Origin of the sequence: Selenomonas sp. oral taxon 478, from assembly GCF_001189555.1 — a bacterium.
Classification (GTDB): Bacteria; Bacillota; Negativicutes; order Selenomonadales; family Selenomonadaceae; genus Centipeda; species Centipeda felix.
Window position 1 is genome coordinate 1951006 of sequence record NZ_CP012071.1, and the last position, 15509, is coordinate 1966514.

Here is a 15509-nt window from a genome sequence, read left to right on the forward strand (position 1 = left end):
TGTTGATATCAGCGATTCCTTGAAAGGAAGTGAATTACATGGCAGATTGTATTTTTTGCAAGATTGCACAGGGAGAGATTCCGTCGACCAAAGTCTATGAAGACGATACGGTGCTTGCATTTCGCGACCTAGACCCGCAGGCACCGGAGCATGTACTCATCATACCGAAGAAGCATATCCGCAGCGTTCTGGACTTTGGCGCGGAAGATGGAGCTCTGGCGGCACATATTCTTACAGAGGTCGTTCCGCAGCTTGCCCGCAGCCTTGGCGTGGATGGTGAAGGATTCCGTCTCGTCACTAATACAGGGGAAGACGGGGGACAGACTGTCGGGCATCTGCACTTTCACCTTCTCGGCGGACGTGCATTTGCATGGCCGCCCGGCTGAGAAGTGTATGTATTTTACCATTAAAGGGTATTATGGTTTCATAAATAATGAAACTGTAATGCCCTTTCTGTTTAAGGTTTACCTCGAAATGCCGATATTAAAGATGAGATCGTAAATAAGAATATAAGGAGGTGTCAGCAATGGTAGAACGAGTTGAACGTGTCATGCGCATTAAGCGCGTCCGCTTCAATAACGATGAGCTCTTTGAGCGCAGAAAAGGGTTTGAAGAGCGAGAAAAGGATGAATCCTTTTCCTCTATCTTTGAAGATGAGGTAGAAAAGAAGAAAAAGAGACAGATGAAGCAGGAGGATTCCGAGACGGCATATCATCTGGAGATCGGGCGTGCAACGCAGTCCCTGTTTTATCAGGGAAAGGCTGACATTTCCGATGCAAAGAGAAAACTGCCTCATGCCGGATGATCTTCATGGCATGCGCCTCGCCTTGGAAGAGGCGAAGCGTGCCTATCTATGCGGAGAGGTTCCCATCGGTGCTGTCATCCTTGATGATGCAGGCAGTGTCATTTCGAGCGGATACAATCTCCGTGAGACGGAGCACGATGCCACAGCACATGCAGAGCTGATCGCGATCCGCCGTGCCTGTAAGGCACTGGGACGGTGGCGACTGACGGGGCTGACGCTCTATGTCACCATCGAGCCGTGCCCCATGTGTGCTGGTGCGATTGTGATGAGCCGCATCAGCCGTGTCGTTTACGGGAGTGCAGACAGCAAAGCAGGGGCGTGTGAATCCCTGTTCAATATCACAGGCTGTTCGGGACTGAACCATCAGCCGGATGTGTGTGCCGGTGTACTGGCCGAGGAGTGTGCCGCTCTGCTCAAGAACTTCTTTCGAGAGCGGCGAATCAAAATCACCAGTTGAATTGGTGGCCTGAACAGGTCCTAATGCCCAGTTGTTACTGCCAATCGTTCAGATTCATTGTAAAATGAAATCGGACACATAACAAAGTAGAACGTACAGAATCGATTTGGTAAGATATCTTTGCCAAAACACCACTAGGATATTCTGTATGTTCTACGCACATTCTACCACAAAACGCCGTACCGCAAGAACTTCGTAAAGCCATTCAAGCTCAATGTAACACTGGATTTTATTTGATATGTAGAAGGCGAATTCTTAAAGGCAAGCACTCCTTGATGCGATCTGCGGACATACCAGACATACGCATATATTTGATGGTCAGGTTGCATGAAGACCAGCTGCAACTTCATTGCGATTGGACTGCTAAAGGTCAAAAACATTGATCTGTGTCAGAAGGTACACCTAAAGCACAAACAAGAGAAGAAGACCAGCGACATCAACAGAGTCTTGGTAAGAGTATCGATCAACGCGATCCGCTTCTTGATGAGCGCAGTACCTTTGGCAATTTGATCCTGCAACTTAGGACGCACTTTGCGCAGAGAAAGGGATACGGCTGAGAAGAGCAGCGCAGCAGAGCGCAGCCGATGCGGTGCACACTTGAAGTGCGAGACCGTCCACATAGGCGGCGGGAGAGCTGAGGGATGCACCGTCTCCCATGAGAAACTCACCTGCAAGCACAATCCCAAGCGCACCCGCAAGCTGCTGTCCCGTCGTCAGGATGGCACCGCCGACACCCGCGTCCTCCATCGGCAGATAGCGCAGGACAACACCCGTTGCAATGGGAATCACTGTGCCATTGCCGACACCGAGGACAAACAGCGCGAGGATGACAAAGGGAATCGTAGTGGCCAGCCCCGTGATCGAGCCGAGCAAGACGGCGAAGATGCCCGCGCTGGTACAGATTGTTCCGCAGATCAGTACGCGCGGCGGCGCGAATTTCCGCATGAGTGCAGGACCTGCGGACGAGGCGAGGACGAACCCCGTGCCGACCGCCATAAAGACGAGCCCCGCCGTCTGCGGTGTGAGTTCACAGATATTCTGCAGGTAGAGACCGAGCACGACAAAGAAGGGAACAATGGCGGCGTACAGGCATACGTTGAGAAAAATTCCGACCGTATATCCACGATAACGAAAGAGCCGAAGAGGATTTCCGAGCTGCTTTTGGTGTGCCCCATGTGCAGCGTTTGGGCATGTGGGCAGCGACCTGCAGCCAATGCCGGCGATTAGGCAGATCGGCATGTTGGCGAGGAAAATCATGCGCCAACCGAGTCCGAAGAAATCCCATGCGGGAATCCAGCCGCCGAGTACCTGCCCCATGATCTGTCCGAGTCCAATGGACACGCCAAATGCAGATAGTGCCTGCACACGTGCATTATCTTCGTATGAGACACGAATCAGAGCGAGTACCTGCGGCACCATGACCGCACCCGAAAGCCCCTGCAGAAGGCGTGCGACAACAAGCTGCGGTGCCGTCTGAGCAGTACCGCAGAGCACCGAGGTCACGGCAAAAAGAAAAAGCCCAAGACGGTAGATACGCCGCCGTCCGAAACGGTCGCCAAGGCGTCCGCCGACAATCAGCCCCACGCCGTAAACGAGCGCATAGCCGCTCATAATACCCTCGAATTCTGCCGCCGACGGATGTAAGGAGAAAATGATGGCGGGGGCGGCGACATTGATAACGAACTGGTCGAAGATGGACAGAAACGAGCCGACCAGGATAAAGGGCAGAATATAAAGTGAGGCGGATACCTTTGTGCTCGTTGAAGCAATGCTGTTTTTCCTATCCACGGTCATCTCTCCTGTGATATAATACATACAATTATTATGTTAGACTGCCTATTGTATGATTTCAACAGTAAAATTGTATGTATGACAATGTTGCAGGAGATGTTATATGCCCATCAATTCGTTCGATGATTATCCGATGACGTGGCGTCCCGTACGCGCGGGGCTTCATCCTCCGCTTTATCGTGCGCTTGCCGTTCAGCTTGAACGTGACATTCTGAGCGGACTCTTGCCACCGCATACAAAACTCCCGCCGCAGCGGGAGCTTGCCGACTACCTCGATCTCAATCTGAGCACGGTGACGCGTGCCTTTCGTATGTGCACGGACAAGGGGCTCGTCTATGCGGTCATTGGGCGCGGGACGTTCGTCTCGCCGAATGCAGCGTTGTCGAATACAACAGGAGATACGAAAAAGTCTCTTATTGAACTTGGCAGCATTCATCCGTACGATTCACTTAGCGAGATTCTTGCGGATACCGCGCGGAAGATCCTGCGCGGCAGGGATGCAGCGCGGCTCTTCACGCTTCTCGGTGCGCAGGATGAGGACCGTCATGCACGGACTGCGTGCCGCTGGCTCGCGCGTTTTTCTCTCACGGCAGAGCCGACGAATCTCCTCCTTACTGCCGGAGCGCAGAGTGCACTTGCAATCGTACTCACTGCGCTGTTCGATGCAGGGGATCGAATTGCAGTGGACGGATATACGTATGCGAATTTCATCAGCCTTGCAAAACAGCTGAACATCCGCCTCATCCCCATCGAGGGAGATGTGGACGGAATGCTGCCGGATGCGCTCGCACAGCAGCATCAGCAGATAAGCATCAAGGGTGTCTATCTTATGCCATCCTACACGAATCCGACCGGCATCGTCATGCCTGAGGAGCGGCGCAGGGATATTGCAGCAGTGCTTCGTAAGCACAACATCCTTTTGATTGAGGACGATGCCTACGGCTTTACGGCACGCGAGGACGCTGCGCCCATGACCGTGCTCCTCCCGCGGCAGTCCGTTTATCTGCACAGCCTGTCAAAACTTACCTGTCCCGGACTGCGTGTTGCATACATGCTTGTTCCATCGCATTTTAGGCAGCGCATTCGGAGAGCGGCGCGCAGCATCAGCATGGCGATCCCGCCGCTGAGTGCGGAGATCGCATCAGAGCTGATTGAAAGCGGCGCAGCGGAGCGTATAATGCGGGAGAAATGTCGGATGTCAGAGGAGCGCAATCACATCTTTCGAGGGATCTTCCCTGCACATACGGGGAATACACGCAGCTTCTTCCAATGGATGCCGCTGCCTGTGGGATGCGGTGGGGCGAATTTTGAGGCGCAGGCGCAGCATCGCGGTGTGCGTGTCCTCTCGTCGGATCACTTTGCCGTCGGCAGCGCGGCGGAGCATTCCTTTATCCGTCTTGCTCTCTGCTCGCCGCCAACGAATGAGGAGCTGGCGCGCGGACTGCGGATTGTTCATGATTTGATGGAGGAAAATACGATCCCGCCGCAGACGGAGACGTTGATCTTTTAGGCAGAATAAAGCAAGAGTGCAGTGAATTGTCCTCCCTACAATTTCTACCTTGTCATGACGGACGGGCGGTGCTATCGTAATGGAAGAGGTGATACAATGAAAACAATAGGGCTGATCGGTGGTATGAGCTGGGAAAGCACCGTGACATACTATCAGGTCATCAACGAAACGATAAAAAAGCAGCTGGGCGGTCTGCACTCTGCAAAATGTATTCTATACAGCGTCGATTTTGATGAAATCGAGAAATATCAAGCGAGCGGGGAATGGGATAAGAGCGCAGATGTTTTGTCTGAAGCCGCACAAGCATTAGAACGGGCGGGTGCGGATTATATCGTAATATGCACCAATACGATGCACAAGGTAGCGCCTGAAATCGGCAGGAGAATTCATATCCCCATCCTGCATATTGCGGACATGACCGCTGTACAGCTAAAGAAACATGGCATCCGAAAAGTCGGCCTGCTCGGCACGAAATATACCATGCAGCAGGATTTCTATAAGAACGTTCTGATCAGACAGGGGATTGAGGTCGTCATTCCAAATGATGATGTCGATGTCGTCAATCGCATTATTTACGATGAACTGTGCCTCGGAAAAATTTTTGAGAAGTCCAAAGCCGCATATCTGGACATTATTCATGAACTCGCACGAAACGGGGCGCAGGGCATCATCCTAGGATGTACTGAAATCGGACTTCTTATCCAGCAATCCGATACCGATATTCCACTCTTTGATACCACACGCATTCATGCGAAGCAAGCAGCACTCAAATCACTGGAACAATAAAAATGCGAATCAAAACCACCAGTTGAACTGGTGGTTTGAACAGGCCCTATAAGGGCCAAATGCTTGTGGTAGCACCTTAAAAGGTGCATCGAACGGGTTCTGACAACCACACTATTATCACGGGCAGCCCCCTACTCGGGGGCATTTTTATTTGCCTTTCTCACTCCTGCTACCCGTAAACGGGTCAACAAACTCTTTTAGACTTAGTTGGTCTGCCATAATATCCTCCTGTAACTGATTCTTGATATAATCCTTGATTGCATTTTCATATTTCCCAACGGTATCGACATAATATCCGCGACACCAAAAATGTCGATTTCCGTATTTGTACTTCAGGTTCGCGTGTCGATCAAACACCATCAAGCTGCTTTTACTTTTCAAGTAGCCCATAAACCCAGATACACTCATATGCGGCGGTATGGTTACCAGCATATGGATATGGTCCGGGCAACACTCTGCCTCCAAGATTTCCACACCTTTGCGTTCACACAGATCTCGTAGGATCTTTCCGATGTCGACCTTAATTTGGTTGTAGATTACTTGCCGTCGATATTTCGGGGCGAACACGATATTATATTTACATCTCCATTTACTGTGTGATAAACTTTTTACGTCATTCATTGACAAGCGCCTCCTATGCTATTCTTTATTTGTGGTTGTCAGGCCACTTCTAGTTTAGCATAGGAGGCGCATTCCTTTTCTATAAGATTTTTTCTCTACCCCCAGTTGAACTGGGGGTTTTATCATGCCTATTCGGCGACCAAAAAAGAGATTCCATTCGTCCGATTGACGTTTGGAATCTCTTTTTTTACAGGTACTGATGCAGTAGTTATAATATGCAATATCAACAAGAAAAAGAGCATCCGTTATGCGGAAATGGAAAGGAAATTACTATGCAGGAACCGAAACGCAGTCTGTCCTTTATGATGATCCTAAGTGCCTTTATGGCATTCGCCTCGCTGTCGACGGACATCTACCTACCCGCGATGCCCGCAATGCAGGATGACCTCGGCGGTGCAGTGGCTCTGACGATCACGAGCTTTCTCGTCGGCTTTGCCATTGCCCAGCTCGTCTGGGGACCGATCAGCGACCGTATCGGACGTCGGATTCCGCTTGCGTTGGGAGCACTCCTCTTCCTCGTCGGCTCGGTCGGCTGCGCGCTCGCTCCGTCGATGGAGATGGTCATTGTTTTCCGCGTGGTGCAGGCGGTCGGTGCATGCGTCGGCCCGATGCTCAGCCGCGCGATGGTGCGTGATCTCTGCACGAGCAGTCAGGCGGCAGCAATGCTCTCGACACTCGTCCTCATCATGGCGGCGGCGCCGATCGTGGGACCACTGCTCGGTGCATTTCTCATGGGCGCCGGTGGTTGGCGCATGGTTTTCTGGCTGATGGCTGCGATTGCCGTACTGCTCTTTTTCTCCGTGCATTTCCTGCCGGAGACGCTGCCGCACGAAAAACGCTCTGCCGAGAGCCTCGGTGCGGCATTCAAGAGCTATGGGAGGCTCGTACGGATGAAATTCTTCATGATGAATACCCTCAGCGTGACGTTCTTCTATGTGGCGGTGTATGCCTTCATTACGGAGTCGCCTGTCATCTACATCCGTCATTTCGGTATTGATCCGCAGTACTATGGGCTGTTCTTCGGTGTCAACATCATCGGCGTTGCGGCGGTGAGTTACTTCAACCGCATGTTTGTGACACGTTTCTCCCTCTCGCGGCTGCTCAAGGCAGCAACGAGCATTGCCGCACTCTTTTCTCTCTGGCTGCTCGCGGATGGACTGACGGGTATGCTCGGTCTGTGGGGGATCGCCATTCCCATGTTCTTGGTATGCAGTACAAATGGTATTATTACCGCCTGCTCCAATGCGGCGGCGCTCTCTAAAGTTCCGGATGAGATCACGGGTTCTGCGGCGGCACTCATCGGCGCACTCCAATACGGCAGCGGCATGATCTCCTCCGCTCTCCTCGCCGTGTTCTCGGACGGCACGCCCGTCGCCATGTGCTACATCATCACTGGCTTTGTTTTGCTCGCCGCTGTCTTTGCATTCGTGGCAGGAAAATTTGTGCGTGCATGATGGGGATAACACCATTCTCCGGTTAGGATAGAGATTTCCATTCGCCCTACCTAGCGTTTGGAATCTCTTTTCTACTTCATCGGATACGGTATTCTATTTGTAATTATTCCATCATGCGAGACAGTACATTGGCAACTATGGGGAGTGTTGTCACGCCGTCAGCGTCCAGATAGTGCCTGCCCGTCTTGGTCTCATAAAAGACTGCGTCGAATCGTTCGGCAAATGAACGGCTGAACTCGTGGGGGACAATCGGATCGTCTATGGCGGAAACAACAGCTCTGTTTGGGATTATTCTTGAAAGCATTTTATAGTTTGGGATTGTAGCGGTGAATTCATCGAGGAACGAAAAGTCTGGAATCGGCTGATCGAATCCGGAGACGAGCACAGTGCCGCCGATTGGTGCAGCAACTGTTTGTAAATATCGCAGCGTTGTAATGCATCCCAGACTATGGGCAACAAAATAGGTGTTTGATGTTACGCTCGTGAGATGCTCTGAGAGAAATGATATCCATGTTTTGCAGTTCGGCTGTGCCGGTGTCGGCATATCGATGGATTCAGTGGTAACACCTTTGTCTGCCAGAAATTTGTTCAGCCAGGGGAACCAGTGCCGCGTGGATGATGCGTCAAACCCGTGAATGATATATACATTCTTATCATGTGCCTGCTTACTCATTTCATTCTCCTTTGCAGTATTATATGTCGTAAAACGCTTGATTTATATTACTGCCTGTCGGAGACTGGCACAAGTAGGCACTTTTTAGTGAGTGCCGAATGAGCTGTTGCTGGGATACGCTTTTCCCCAATCGCACATTGCATTGATGATGGGGACGAATGTTTTTCCTTTATCGGACAGGGAGTATTCGACCTTTGGGGGAACCTGTGGATATTCCTTGCGGATAATCATGCCATCTTTTTCAAGCTCCTTCAGCTGCGTACTCAGCATTTTGTGCGTAATAGGAGCCAGATTTCGTTTCAGAGCGCCATATCGTAAAATGGAATCACATGAAAGCTCATAGAGGATGCGCATTTTCCACTTGCCCCCGATGACCGCTAAGGTTGATAAAAACGGAGCCTCTTTGCTGCGGCAGAGATTTTGAATCATGTAATTCTCTCCTTTTGGATAGTATCTTACAAATTAGTGCGTACTATATTGAATGGTATACAATGATTATAATGATGCTGACAAAAATAGCAAGATTTAGGAGGGAGTCATGTATGAGCAATATTTTTTCATCCTATCAGATCAAAAAAGTGATGTTCAAAAACAGAATCGTTATGGCGCCGATGGTACGGTTCGAATTTCCTTGCAGTGATGGGATTATGGGAGATATGCTTATCCGCGAATACCTTGAATATTGCGATCAAGAGATTGGGCTTCTCATCAGCCAGTCTCTGAGCGTATCAGCATCAGACGATCCCATGGCGAGTTCTGCCGGAACATCTGGTGGAGCAGGAGCGTATTCAAAGCGACATATTCCATATCTGCAGCAACTTGCAGATCGTTGTCATAGGTGCGGAAGCAGGTTCTTTGTACAGCTGGGCAAAGGTGGATATGATTTTTTGGCATTTGATTCCAAAGATGTCAACACGCTGACAATAGCAGATTTGGAGCGCATACGAGATGATTTTATAAATGCCGCATATATTTGTTTCTGTGCGGGAGCAGATGGTGTCGAACTACACGGCGCACATGGTTTTTTTCTGAATATGATGACCTCTGCCGAGGCGAACCGACGCAGCGACAAATATGGAGGAGATCTGTGTGGGCGGCTGACGCTTGCCCGAGAGATCGTGGGCGGTATTCAGAAATTCGCCGATGACCATTTCATCCTGTCCTATCGAATGGGCTGGACAAATTCACTGGAGGAGGATATTGCAGCAGCCCAGGCGTTCGAGGATATCGGCATCGAAATGCTACATGTCTCGCACGGGATACCGCAGACACGGAACTTCCATCTGCCTGCCGATTATGAATATAGCAGCATTGTATACGCAGGTTCTTCGATCAAGCCGCACATACACATCCCCGTCATCACCGTATGGGGGATTGACACGCTTGCACGAGGCAACGTTCTCGTGGAACATAATTCCTGTGATTTTGTTGCCTATGGCAGGGCGTTTCTTGCCGATCCATTATTTGTCGTGCGATCGATGGAGAATATGAATTATCGCCCATGTCTTGGCTGTAAAACATGCCGATGGTTCACCGATGGCAGGAAATGTCCCGCACGCATTATGCGGAAAAAGAATGGTTCCTTGTAAAATAAATTGACGCAAAAAGTTCCATTTTGCAAACGGTTCAGTTAAACTTTTAGTCACAACACAAAAAGAAACTGAAAGTGAGACTGCAAAATGGAACAGAATCATTGTACTACAAAAACAGGGAAATGGAAACAGCTGACGGAGCGGGATCGGTACAAAATCGAAGCCTATTTCCAGGCCGGGTTGAAGCCGCAGGAAATCGCCGCATACATCGGTTGCTCCAAGCGTACGATTGAGAGGGAGCGGCGTCTTGGAATGACAGCGCAGCTCAAACCTGTATAACTATATCGATCAGCAGCTATTTCTCGAAATCACGAACGACGACCTCCTCTACAAAAAGAATCGAGACAAACAGACAGAAAACAGCAGGCACGGCGTTGCGTGGAATAACCGGGACGGGAAAAGCATCGACGAGCGCCCTGAGCCGGTGAATCGGAGAGAGGCGTTCGGACATTGGGAGATTGACTTGGTCGTCGGTCGCAAAGGGACAAAGCCGGTGATTTTAACATTGGTCGAACGGCAGACGAGGAAATCACTCTATGTTCTGATAAAGAACAAGAGCCAAAAAGAAGTACTGCAAGCACTTCGTCGGTTGCAGCGGCGCGTCAAAGGAGACTTTACGCACGTATTCAAGAGTATCACGGCGGACAACGGGTCAGAGTTTTTGGATGGCGAAGGAATGAAGCGTGCCGCCAAATGCGGCGAGGTATATTACGCGCATCCGTACAGCAGCTGGGAGCGTGGAAGCAACGAAAACGGTAATCGCATGCTGCGCAGGTTTCTTCCCAAGGGAACGGACTTCAGCAAATTGAAGCCGAAGGAACTGCAGCGGATCGAAGATTGGGTTAACAACTATCCGCGCAAGATTTTCGGATATAAGTCAGCAAATGATATGTATGCTGCGATGATATAACTCGCTAAAAGTTTAACGAGACCTTGCGACAATTAAACTTGCAATTTGCCCTGGGGTGGAGAGGACAAAAATAATGCTTGCATTTTCCCACGAAACTTGCTAAAATACATATCGTTGTCGGGATGTGGCGCAGTTTGGTAGCGCGCATCGTTCGGGACGATGAGGCCGCAGGTTCGAACCCTGTCATCCCGACCATTTTTTGCTTAGTGAAGACCAGCCGGTGGGCGGGTCTTTTTCTGTTTATGGAGCGGAGGGCTTTCGCATGACCTACGAAGAGACGAAATGTGCCGAGGAATTGATTGACTTTATTGATTCGGCGACTTCGCCATATCATGTGGCAGGCAGGACGTGTAACGCACTGCTCGGAGCGCATCTGTTTCCTGAGGAAGGAATTTCTGCGGGGCACAGCTATTATTTTCCCCTGTTTGATACGGGCGGCGTTGTCGTTTCGATTGGCGAGAATGTGCACGGACCGCTTCGCATTGTCTGTGCTCATACGGATTTTCCATGTCTGCGCGTCAAGCCCCATGCGGTGATGCATGAGCACGGCTATGGCAAGCTCAATGTGGAGGTATACGGCGGAATGATCCGCAGTACGTGGATGGATCGTCCTCTCTCACTCGCCGGGGCTGTGGCCGTGCGCAGCGCAGATCCTCTTGCTCCGCAGATGCACTGTGTCGATTTTCGCCGCCCGCTGATGATCGTTCCGAATCTTGCGATACACATGAACCGTAAAGTGAATGAGGGGGTGGAGCTGAAGCCACAGAAAGATCTCCTGCCGCTGCTCTTCCTCGACGGTCGTGAAGAAGACACTGACGAGGATAGACTGACTGCACTCCTCGCTGAGGAGCTGAACGCTCCCCCAGAGGAGATCCTGTCCTATGATCTGAATGCCTATCCTTGTGAGTGCGGCTGCCTGCTGGGGGCAGACAATGCATTTCTGTCGGCGCCGCGCCTCGATAATTTGTCCTCGGTCAAGGCCTGTCTTGATGCCGTGAATGAATGGGATGGCACAGAGGGGATCCGTGTTGCAGCGCTCTTTGACAATGAGGAGGTCGGCAGCCGTACGAAGCAGGGCGCAGGCTCGGCTGTGCTGGGGATGATCTTGGAGCAGGTCTATACGGCACTCGGATGCTCGCGTGAGGAGTATCTTGAGACGATTCTGCAAGGGTTCTGTCTCTCGGTGGATGTTGCTCATGCACTTCATCCCAATGTACCGGAGAAGGCAGATCCGACGAATCAGCCCGTGCTGAATGGAGGCGTCGTCCTGAAAGTGGCGGCGAATCAATCCTATGCAGGGGATGCCTACGGGCGTGCCGTCATAAGGACACTGTGCGAGGACGAGGAGATCCCCTATCAGGTGTTTACGAATCATTCGGATGCGCCGGGCGGGGCGACACTTGGCTCGATTCTCTCGGCACAGCTGCCAATGCGGACGGTGGATATCGGCGTCCCTGTTCTTGGGATGCACTCTGCACGCGAGACCATGGGGGCAGAGGATCAGACGGCACTTACGCGGCTTCTTTCGGCTTTTTTCTCCGCATAGGAAAGACATCCGCGGCAAGGCGTGTTATAATAGAGCACATTATGTAAAGGAATCACTGATAAAACGAGGTGATGTGTTGCGAGCAGTAGTCACGCGTGTTAAGGAGGCATCCGTCCATATTGATGGGATGCTGCATGGCCAGATCGGAACGGGCTATCTCATTTTGCTCGGTATTGCGCCGGAGGATACGGACGCCGATGCAGCGCATCTGGCAGAAAAGATCATTCATCTGCGCGTGTTCTCCGATGATGCGGGAAAGATGAACCGTGGGCTCTCTGAGGTGAACGGTGCGGTATTGGTGATCTCGCAGTTTACGCTCTTTGCGGATCTCAAAAAACGACGTCCGGGTTTTTCCAAGGCGGCAAAGCCGGATGTGGCAATTCCTATGTATGAGGCGTTTATGACGCATCTAAGGGAACACGGCGTTTCTGTCGCACATGGAGAATTCGGTGCGGATATGCAGGTGGCATCGGTCAACGACGGTCCCGTGACACTCCTCTTTGATACGGATGAGGTATAGAATGAATACGCATTTGCTTCGTAAATATGCCGCTCTTGTGGTACGTGTCGGTGTGAATCTTCAGGAAGACCAACCGCTCGTTATTCATGCGCCGATTACCTGTGCTGATTTTGTCCATGCACTCGCGGAGGAAGCCTACTGTGCAGGTGCGCATGATGTTTCCGTGAACTGGAGTGATGAGGAGTTCTCACACATCCGCTTTCGTCAGGCGCCTGCGGCACGATTCCGTGAGTTCCCTGCGTGGCGAAAGACATTCTACGATGAAAGTGCGGCGCAGGGAGCGGCGTTTATCTCCATCGCGGCGGAGAACCCGGATCTCTTCTCCGATGTCGATCCGAAGCGTCTGACGGAGGCTGGGCAGACAGCAGGAAAGGCTCTGCAGGGCTATCGTGCGCGGCTGATGAGCAATCAGAATACGTGGTGCGTTGTGTCTGTCCCTACGTCTGCGTGGGCGTGCAAGGTGTTTCCGCACGAGACAGAAGAGACGGCGGTAGCGCGTCTCTGGACGGAGATTCTGCGTGCCGTGCGCGTGTCGGAGGAGTCTGATCCCGTTGTGGCATGGAAGGAGCACGTATCTGCTCTGCAGAAGACGGCAGATTTTCTGAATGCACATGATTTTTTGGAACTTCACTATCGGAACGGTCTTGGCACGGATCTCCATGTGGAACTGCCCAAGGGGCATATCTGGATGGGCGGTGCGGAACGGGCGGCATCGGGGACGATGTTCGTCGCGAACATTCCCACGGAGGAAGTCTATACCCTGCCGAAGCGAGACGGTGTGAATGGTGTTGTTGTCGCGTCGAAACCCCTGCACTATAATGGGAATCTGATCGCTAGTTTTTCGCTGACATTCCGTGCGGGGAAGGTGACGGACTACCACGCGGAGAGCGGGGAGGAGCATCTGCGCGAGCTCTTGCAGACGGATGAGGGGGCATCCTTCCTTGGCGAGGTGGCTCTCGTGCCGCACGCGTCGCCCATCTCTGCGAGCGGGATCCTGTTCTACAATACACTATTTGATGAGAATGCGTCCTGTCATTTGGCCTTGGGTAAGGCGTATCCGACGTGCATCAGGGGCGGAGATGGCATGACGGAGGAGGAGCTTCTCCGTCATGGAGTCAATCATTCTCTTGTTCACGAGGACTTTATGATCGGAACGGCAGATCTGTCCGTCATTGGCAGGACGCGGGCGGGAGAGGAGATCACTATTATGGAGCACGGCAGCTTTTCTTTTTGAGAATGCCCATATCTGATAGCTTCCGATGGTTGAGGTGAAGAATATGCGGAACGATATGCAGTGTGTCCTCTTTTTTCTTTCCTGTATGCTGGCATTCTGTGTTCTCTTTGCAAGAGGAGAAGCGGCGGGGCAAATACAGGACACGGACTTTTCCTATCGCGGCATTTCCCTCGGGGATACAGAGCAGTCACTCAGACAGGCGTGGGGCGAGGAGGATACAGAGGGGACGCAGATAGTTCATGGGATTCATCTGCGCACGTTCACATACGGGGATATTGTTGTCTCGACCACTGTCGCAGGAAAGAAGGTGGTGGACATCAGCCTCATGGGAGAAGCGTACCGTCTGCGGCAAGATGTGCGCTATGGTGCGACGAGCAGCTATATCTTTCGGGTGTTTGGAAAAGCACAGCGGCAGTTCATGGATGATCATACCTGCTATGTTTATGACGATCCGATGAATGTGCACCGCCATCTCGTATTGAATTTGGATGCCGAGCACGGAGCACTGCTTTCCACGCGGATGACCATGCTGCCGCTGACCGAGGAGGAGACAGAGGAACTCTCACGTTCTCCATACAGTCCGTTTGGTGTGCAGGATCTTGCGCGTGATTTCATCGAACAGAAGGAAATTGACGTGACTGCGCTGCCGTCTGCTGCTCCTGTTCGTCTGGGAGGATACGGAACATGACGCATCATCTGCACATGCGTATGCTGGGGCATCGCGTCATGCGTTATGCCGGTATCACGCTGGGATGTCTCATCGCGAGCAGCGCGATCAATCTATTTCTCGTTCCGGCGCATTTGCTCACGGGCGGTGCAACCGGAATTGCGATGATTGTCTACTATCTGTTCGGACTGCCGATCGGTTTGCAGACGTTCGTCTATAACATTCCGCTGCTCTTTATGGCGTGGAAGCTGATGGGACGTGCGTATACAGTCGATATTATCATCGGTACAGCGATTTTTTCCTTTCTGCTCGATCTCACACGTCCACTCAATGCCTATGCACCAGTGAACGATATGATGCTGACAACAGTGTACGGCGGTGTATTTGCAGGACTCGGCTACGGCTTGGTGTTCCGCATGAACGGCAGTACGGGCGGATTCGACATCCTTGCAGCGATCGTGCGAAAGTACTATGATCTGCACATGGGCGGCGTGCTTTTCTCGCTCAACTGTCTCATCATGCTGATTGCCGCATTCCTCTTTGGCATGGCGCCGGCGATGTTTACGCTGATCTATATGTTCATCAATGCGACGATGGTGGATAAGATCGTCGCTGGCTTCAATCAGCGCAAGGCCGTGCTGATTGTCTCCGATCGCCATCGGGAAATTGCGGAGAGTATCATCGACAACATGCACCGTGGTGTCACATTCCTGCATGGACAGGGAGCATATACGCGCCGTGAGCGTAACGTTGTCTTCGTTTGCGTTGGGACAACGCAGGTCGGAAAACTGAAATTCATCGTCCATAATGTCGATCCACATGCCTTCGTCATCATTATGTCGGCAAATGAGGTTATGGGGCGTGGATTCGGGCGGATCAATCAAAACGATGCCGCTGCATCCGATGAAAATGCAGAAGATGAAAACGAAAGAAGATGAGTGCT

At 51.6% G+C, this 15509-nt stretch carries 18 protein-coding genes and 1 tRNA gene; 15 read left to right on the forward strand and 4 right to left on the reverse strand.

Annotation, left to right across the window (positions count from 1 at the left end; genetic code table 11):
- Nucleotides 1–38: 38 nt before the first annotated feature.
- The 3 genes from ADJ74_RS09005 (at nt 39) to tadA (ending at nt 1262) form a co-directional block, all read left to right on the forward strand.
- On the forward strand, nt 39–386 hold the full coding sequence (locus ADJ74_RS09005; RefSeq protein WP_050343636.1) for a histidine triad nucleotide-binding protein: 348 nt from the start codon (nt 39–41) through the stop codon (nt 384–386).
- A gap of 140 nt (nt 387–526) precedes the next feature.
- Nucleotides 527–805, forward strand: a complete 279-nt coding sequence (locus ADJ74_RS09010; RefSeq protein ID WP_009442475.1) for a hypothetical protein — start codon at nt 527–529, stop codon at nt 803–805.
- On the forward strand, nt 795–1262 hold the full coding sequence (gene tadA, locus ADJ74_RS09015; RefSeq protein WP_050343637.1) for a tRNA adenosine(34) deaminase TadA: 468 nt from the start codon (nt 795–797) through the stop codon (nt 1260–1262). The genes ADJ74_RS09010 and tadA overlap by 11 nt, the downstream gene beginning before the upstream one ends.
- A gap of 519 nt (nt 1263–1781) precedes the next feature.
- Here tadA and ADJ74_RS09025 read toward each other — a convergent pair.
- The gene (locus tag ADJ74_RS09025) at nt 1782–3056 is read right to left on the reverse strand and encodes an MFS transporter (protein WP_253271691.1); all 1275 of its coding nucleotides are present in this window, start codon (nt 3054–3056) and stop codon (nt 1782–1784) included.
- A gap of 100 nt (nt 3057–3156) precedes the next feature.
- On the opposite strand from ADJ74_RS09025, the gene ADJ74_RS09030 reads away from it, so the two are divergent.
- Both ADJ74_RS09030 and ADJ74_RS09035 read left to right on the forward strand, forming a co-directional pair.
- Nucleotides 3157–4563, forward strand: a complete 1407-nt coding sequence (locus ADJ74_RS09030) for a PLP-dependent aminotransferase family protein (RefSeq protein WP_050343643.1) — start codon at nt 3157–3159, stop codon at nt 4561–4563.
- Between the two features lie 96 nt (nt 4564–4659).
- Entirely contained in the window at nt 4660–5349 is a 690-nt protein-coding gene (locus ADJ74_RS09035; RefSeq protein ID WP_050343645.1) for an aspartate/glutamate racemase family protein, read from the forward strand.
- A gap of 147 nt (nt 5350–5496) precedes the next feature.
- On the opposite strand, the gene tnpA is transcribed toward ADJ74_RS09035, so the two are convergent.
- Nucleotides 5497–5970, reverse strand: a complete 474-nt coding sequence (tnpA, locus tag ADJ74_RS09040; protein ID WP_050343646.1) for an IS200/IS605 family transposase — start codon at nt 5968–5970, stop codon at nt 5497–5499.
- Nucleotides 5971–6242: 272 nt separating this feature from the next.
- On the opposite strand from tnpA, the gene ADJ74_RS09045 reads away from it, so the two are divergent.
- The gene (locus tag ADJ74_RS09045; protein WP_050343648.1) at nt 6243–7424 is read left to right on the forward strand and encodes a multidrug effflux MFS transporter; all 1182 of its coding nucleotides are present in this window, start codon (nt 6243–6245) and stop codon (nt 7422–7424) included.
- Nucleotides 7425–7527: 103 nt separating this feature from the next.
- On the opposite strand, the gene ADJ74_RS09050 is transcribed toward ADJ74_RS09045, so the two are convergent.
- Together ADJ74_RS09050 and ADJ74_RS09055 are read right to left on the reverse strand one after the other, a co-directional pair.
- Nucleotides 7528–8097 (reverse strand): alpha/beta hydrolase, encoded by a 570-nt coding sequence (locus ADJ74_RS09050; RefSeq protein ID WP_050343650.1) that lies wholly within the window; start codon nt 8095–8097, stop codon nt 7528–7530.
- A gap of 84 nt (nt 8098–8181) precedes the next feature.
- Nucleotides 8182–8526 carry a helix-turn-helix domain-containing protein gene (locus tag ADJ74_RS09055; RefSeq protein ID WP_050343652.1) on the reverse strand — a complete coding sequence of 115 codons (345 nt, stop codon included), beginning with the start codon at nt 8524–8526 and terminating at the stop codon, nt 8182–8184.
- A 113-nt stretch (nt 8527–8639) separates the two neighbouring features.
- Between ADJ74_RS09055 and ADJ74_RS09060 the strand changes: the two genes are divergently transcribed.
- The 9 genes from ADJ74_RS09060 to ADJ74_RS09100 all read left to right on the forward strand — a co-directional run bounded on the left by ADJ74_RS09060 (nt 8640) and on the right by ADJ74_RS09100 (nt 15504).
- Complete coding sequence (locus ADJ74_RS09060) at nt 8640–9686, forward strand: tRNA-dihydrouridine synthase (RefSeq protein ID WP_050343653.1); 1047 nt, start codon at nt 8640–8642, stop codon at nt 9684–9686.
- A 90-nt stretch (nt 9687–9776) separates the two neighbouring features.
- Nucleotides 9777–9968 carry a helix-turn-helix domain-containing protein gene (locus ADJ74_RS09065; protein ID WP_050343655.1) on the forward strand — a complete coding sequence of 64 codons (192 nt, stop codon included), beginning with the start codon at nt 9777–9779 and terminating at the stop codon, nt 9966–9968.
- Nucleotides 9969–9996: 28 nt separating this feature from the next.
- Nucleotides 9997–10599: an IS30 family transposase gene (locus ADJ74_RS09070; protein WP_253271741.1), complete on the forward strand. Its 603-nt coding sequence runs from the start codon at nt 9997–9999 to the stop codon at nt 10597–10599.
- Nucleotides 10600–10717: 118 nt separating this feature from the next.
- A tRNA-Pro gene (locus ADJ74_RS09075) sits at nt 10718–10794 on the forward strand.
- Between the two features lie 67 nt (nt 10795–10861).
- Nucleotides 10862–12145, forward strand: coding sequence for a M18 family aminopeptidase (locus ADJ74_RS09080; RefSeq protein ID WP_050343659.1), 1284 nt, complete (start codon nt 10862–10864; stop codon nt 12143–12145).
- A gap of 76 nt (nt 12146–12221) precedes the next feature.
- Nucleotides 12222–12665, forward strand: coding sequence for a D-aminoacyl-tRNA deacylase (dtd, locus tag ADJ74_RS09085; protein ID WP_050343660.1), 444 nt, complete (start codon nt 12222–12224; stop codon nt 12663–12665).
- Between the two features lies 1 nt (nt 12666).
- Nucleotides 12667–13899, forward strand: a complete 1233-nt coding sequence (locus tag ADJ74_RS09090) for an aminopeptidase (RefSeq protein WP_050343661.1) — start codon at nt 12667–12669, stop codon at nt 13897–13899.
- Between the two features lie 25 nt (nt 13900–13924).
- Nucleotides 13925–14587: a hypothetical protein gene (locus tag ADJ74_RS09095; RefSeq protein WP_084708977.1), complete on the forward strand. Its 663-nt coding sequence runs from the start codon at nt 13925–13927 to the stop codon at nt 14585–14587.
- Entirely contained in the window at nt 14584–15504 is a 921-nt protein-coding gene (locus ADJ74_RS09100; protein ID WP_050343662.1) for a YitT family protein, read from the forward strand. The genes ADJ74_RS09095 and ADJ74_RS09100 overlap by 4 nt, the downstream gene beginning before the upstream one ends.
- Nucleotides 15505–15509 lie beyond the last annotated feature (5 nt).

Bases quoted from the DNA above. Each gene is read 5' to 3' on its own strand.
- ADJ74_RS09090 (WP_050343661.1), top strand. From the start codon at position 12,667: ATGAATACGCATTTGCTTCGTAAATATGCCGCTCTTGTGGTACGTGTC.
- ADJ74_RS09055 (WP_050343652.1), bottom strand. From the start codon at position 8,526: ATGATTCAAAATCTCTGCCGCAGCAAAGAGGCTCCGTTTTTATCAACC.
- ADJ74_RS09035 (WP_050343645.1), top strand. From the start codon at position 4,660: ATGAAAACAATAGGGCTGATCGGTGGTATGAGCTGGGAAAGCACCGTG.
- ADJ74_RS09030 (WP_050343643.1), top strand. From the start codon at position 3,157: ATGCCCATCAATTCGTTCGATGATTATCCGATGACGTGGCGTCCCGTA.
- ADJ74_RS09095 (WP_084708977.1), top strand. From the start codon at position 13,925: ATGGTTGAGGTGAAGAATATGCGGAACGATATGCAGTGTGTCCTCTTT.
- ADJ74_RS09060 (WP_050343653.1), top strand. From the start codon at position 8,640: ATGAGCAATATTTTTTCATCCTATCAGATCAAAAAAGTGATGTTCAAA.
- ADJ74_RS09045 (WP_050343648.1), top strand. From the start codon at position 6,243: ATGCAGGAACCGAAACGCAGTCTGTCCTTTATGATGATCCTAAGTGCC.
- ADJ74_RS09005 (WP_050343636.1), top strand. From the start codon at position 39: ATGGCAGATTGTATTTTTTGCAAGATTGCACAGGGAGAGATTCCGTCG.
- ADJ74_RS09010 (WP_009442475.1), top strand. From the start codon at position 527: ATGGTAGAACGAGTTGAACGTGTCATGCGCATTAAGCGCGTCCGCTTC.
- ADJ74_RS09025 (WP_253271691.1), bottom strand. From the start codon at position 3,056: ATGACCGTGGATAGGAAAAACAGCATTGCTTCAACGAGCACAAAGGTA.
- ADJ74_RS09080 (WP_050343659.1), top strand. From the start codon at position 10,862: ATGACCTACGAAGAGACGAAATGTGCCGAGGAATTGATTGACTTTATT.
- ADJ74_RS09065 (WP_050343655.1), top strand. From the start codon at position 9,777: ATGGAACAGAATCATTGTACTACAAAAACAGGGAAATGGAAACAGCTG.
- tadA (WP_050343637.1), top strand. From the start codon at position 795: ATGCCGGATGATCTTCATGGCATGCGCCTCGCCTTGGAAGAGGCGAAG.
- ADJ74_RS09100 (WP_050343662.1), top strand. From the start codon at position 14,584: ATGACGCATCATCTGCACATGCGTATGCTGGGGCATCGCGTCATGCGT.
- tnpA (WP_050343646.1), bottom strand. From the start codon at position 5,970: ATGAATGACGTAAAAAGTTTATCACACAGTAAATGGAGATGTAAATAT.
- ADJ74_RS09050 (WP_050343650.1), bottom strand. From the start codon at position 8,097: ATGAGTAAGCAGGCACATGATAAGAATGTATATATCATTCACGGGTTT.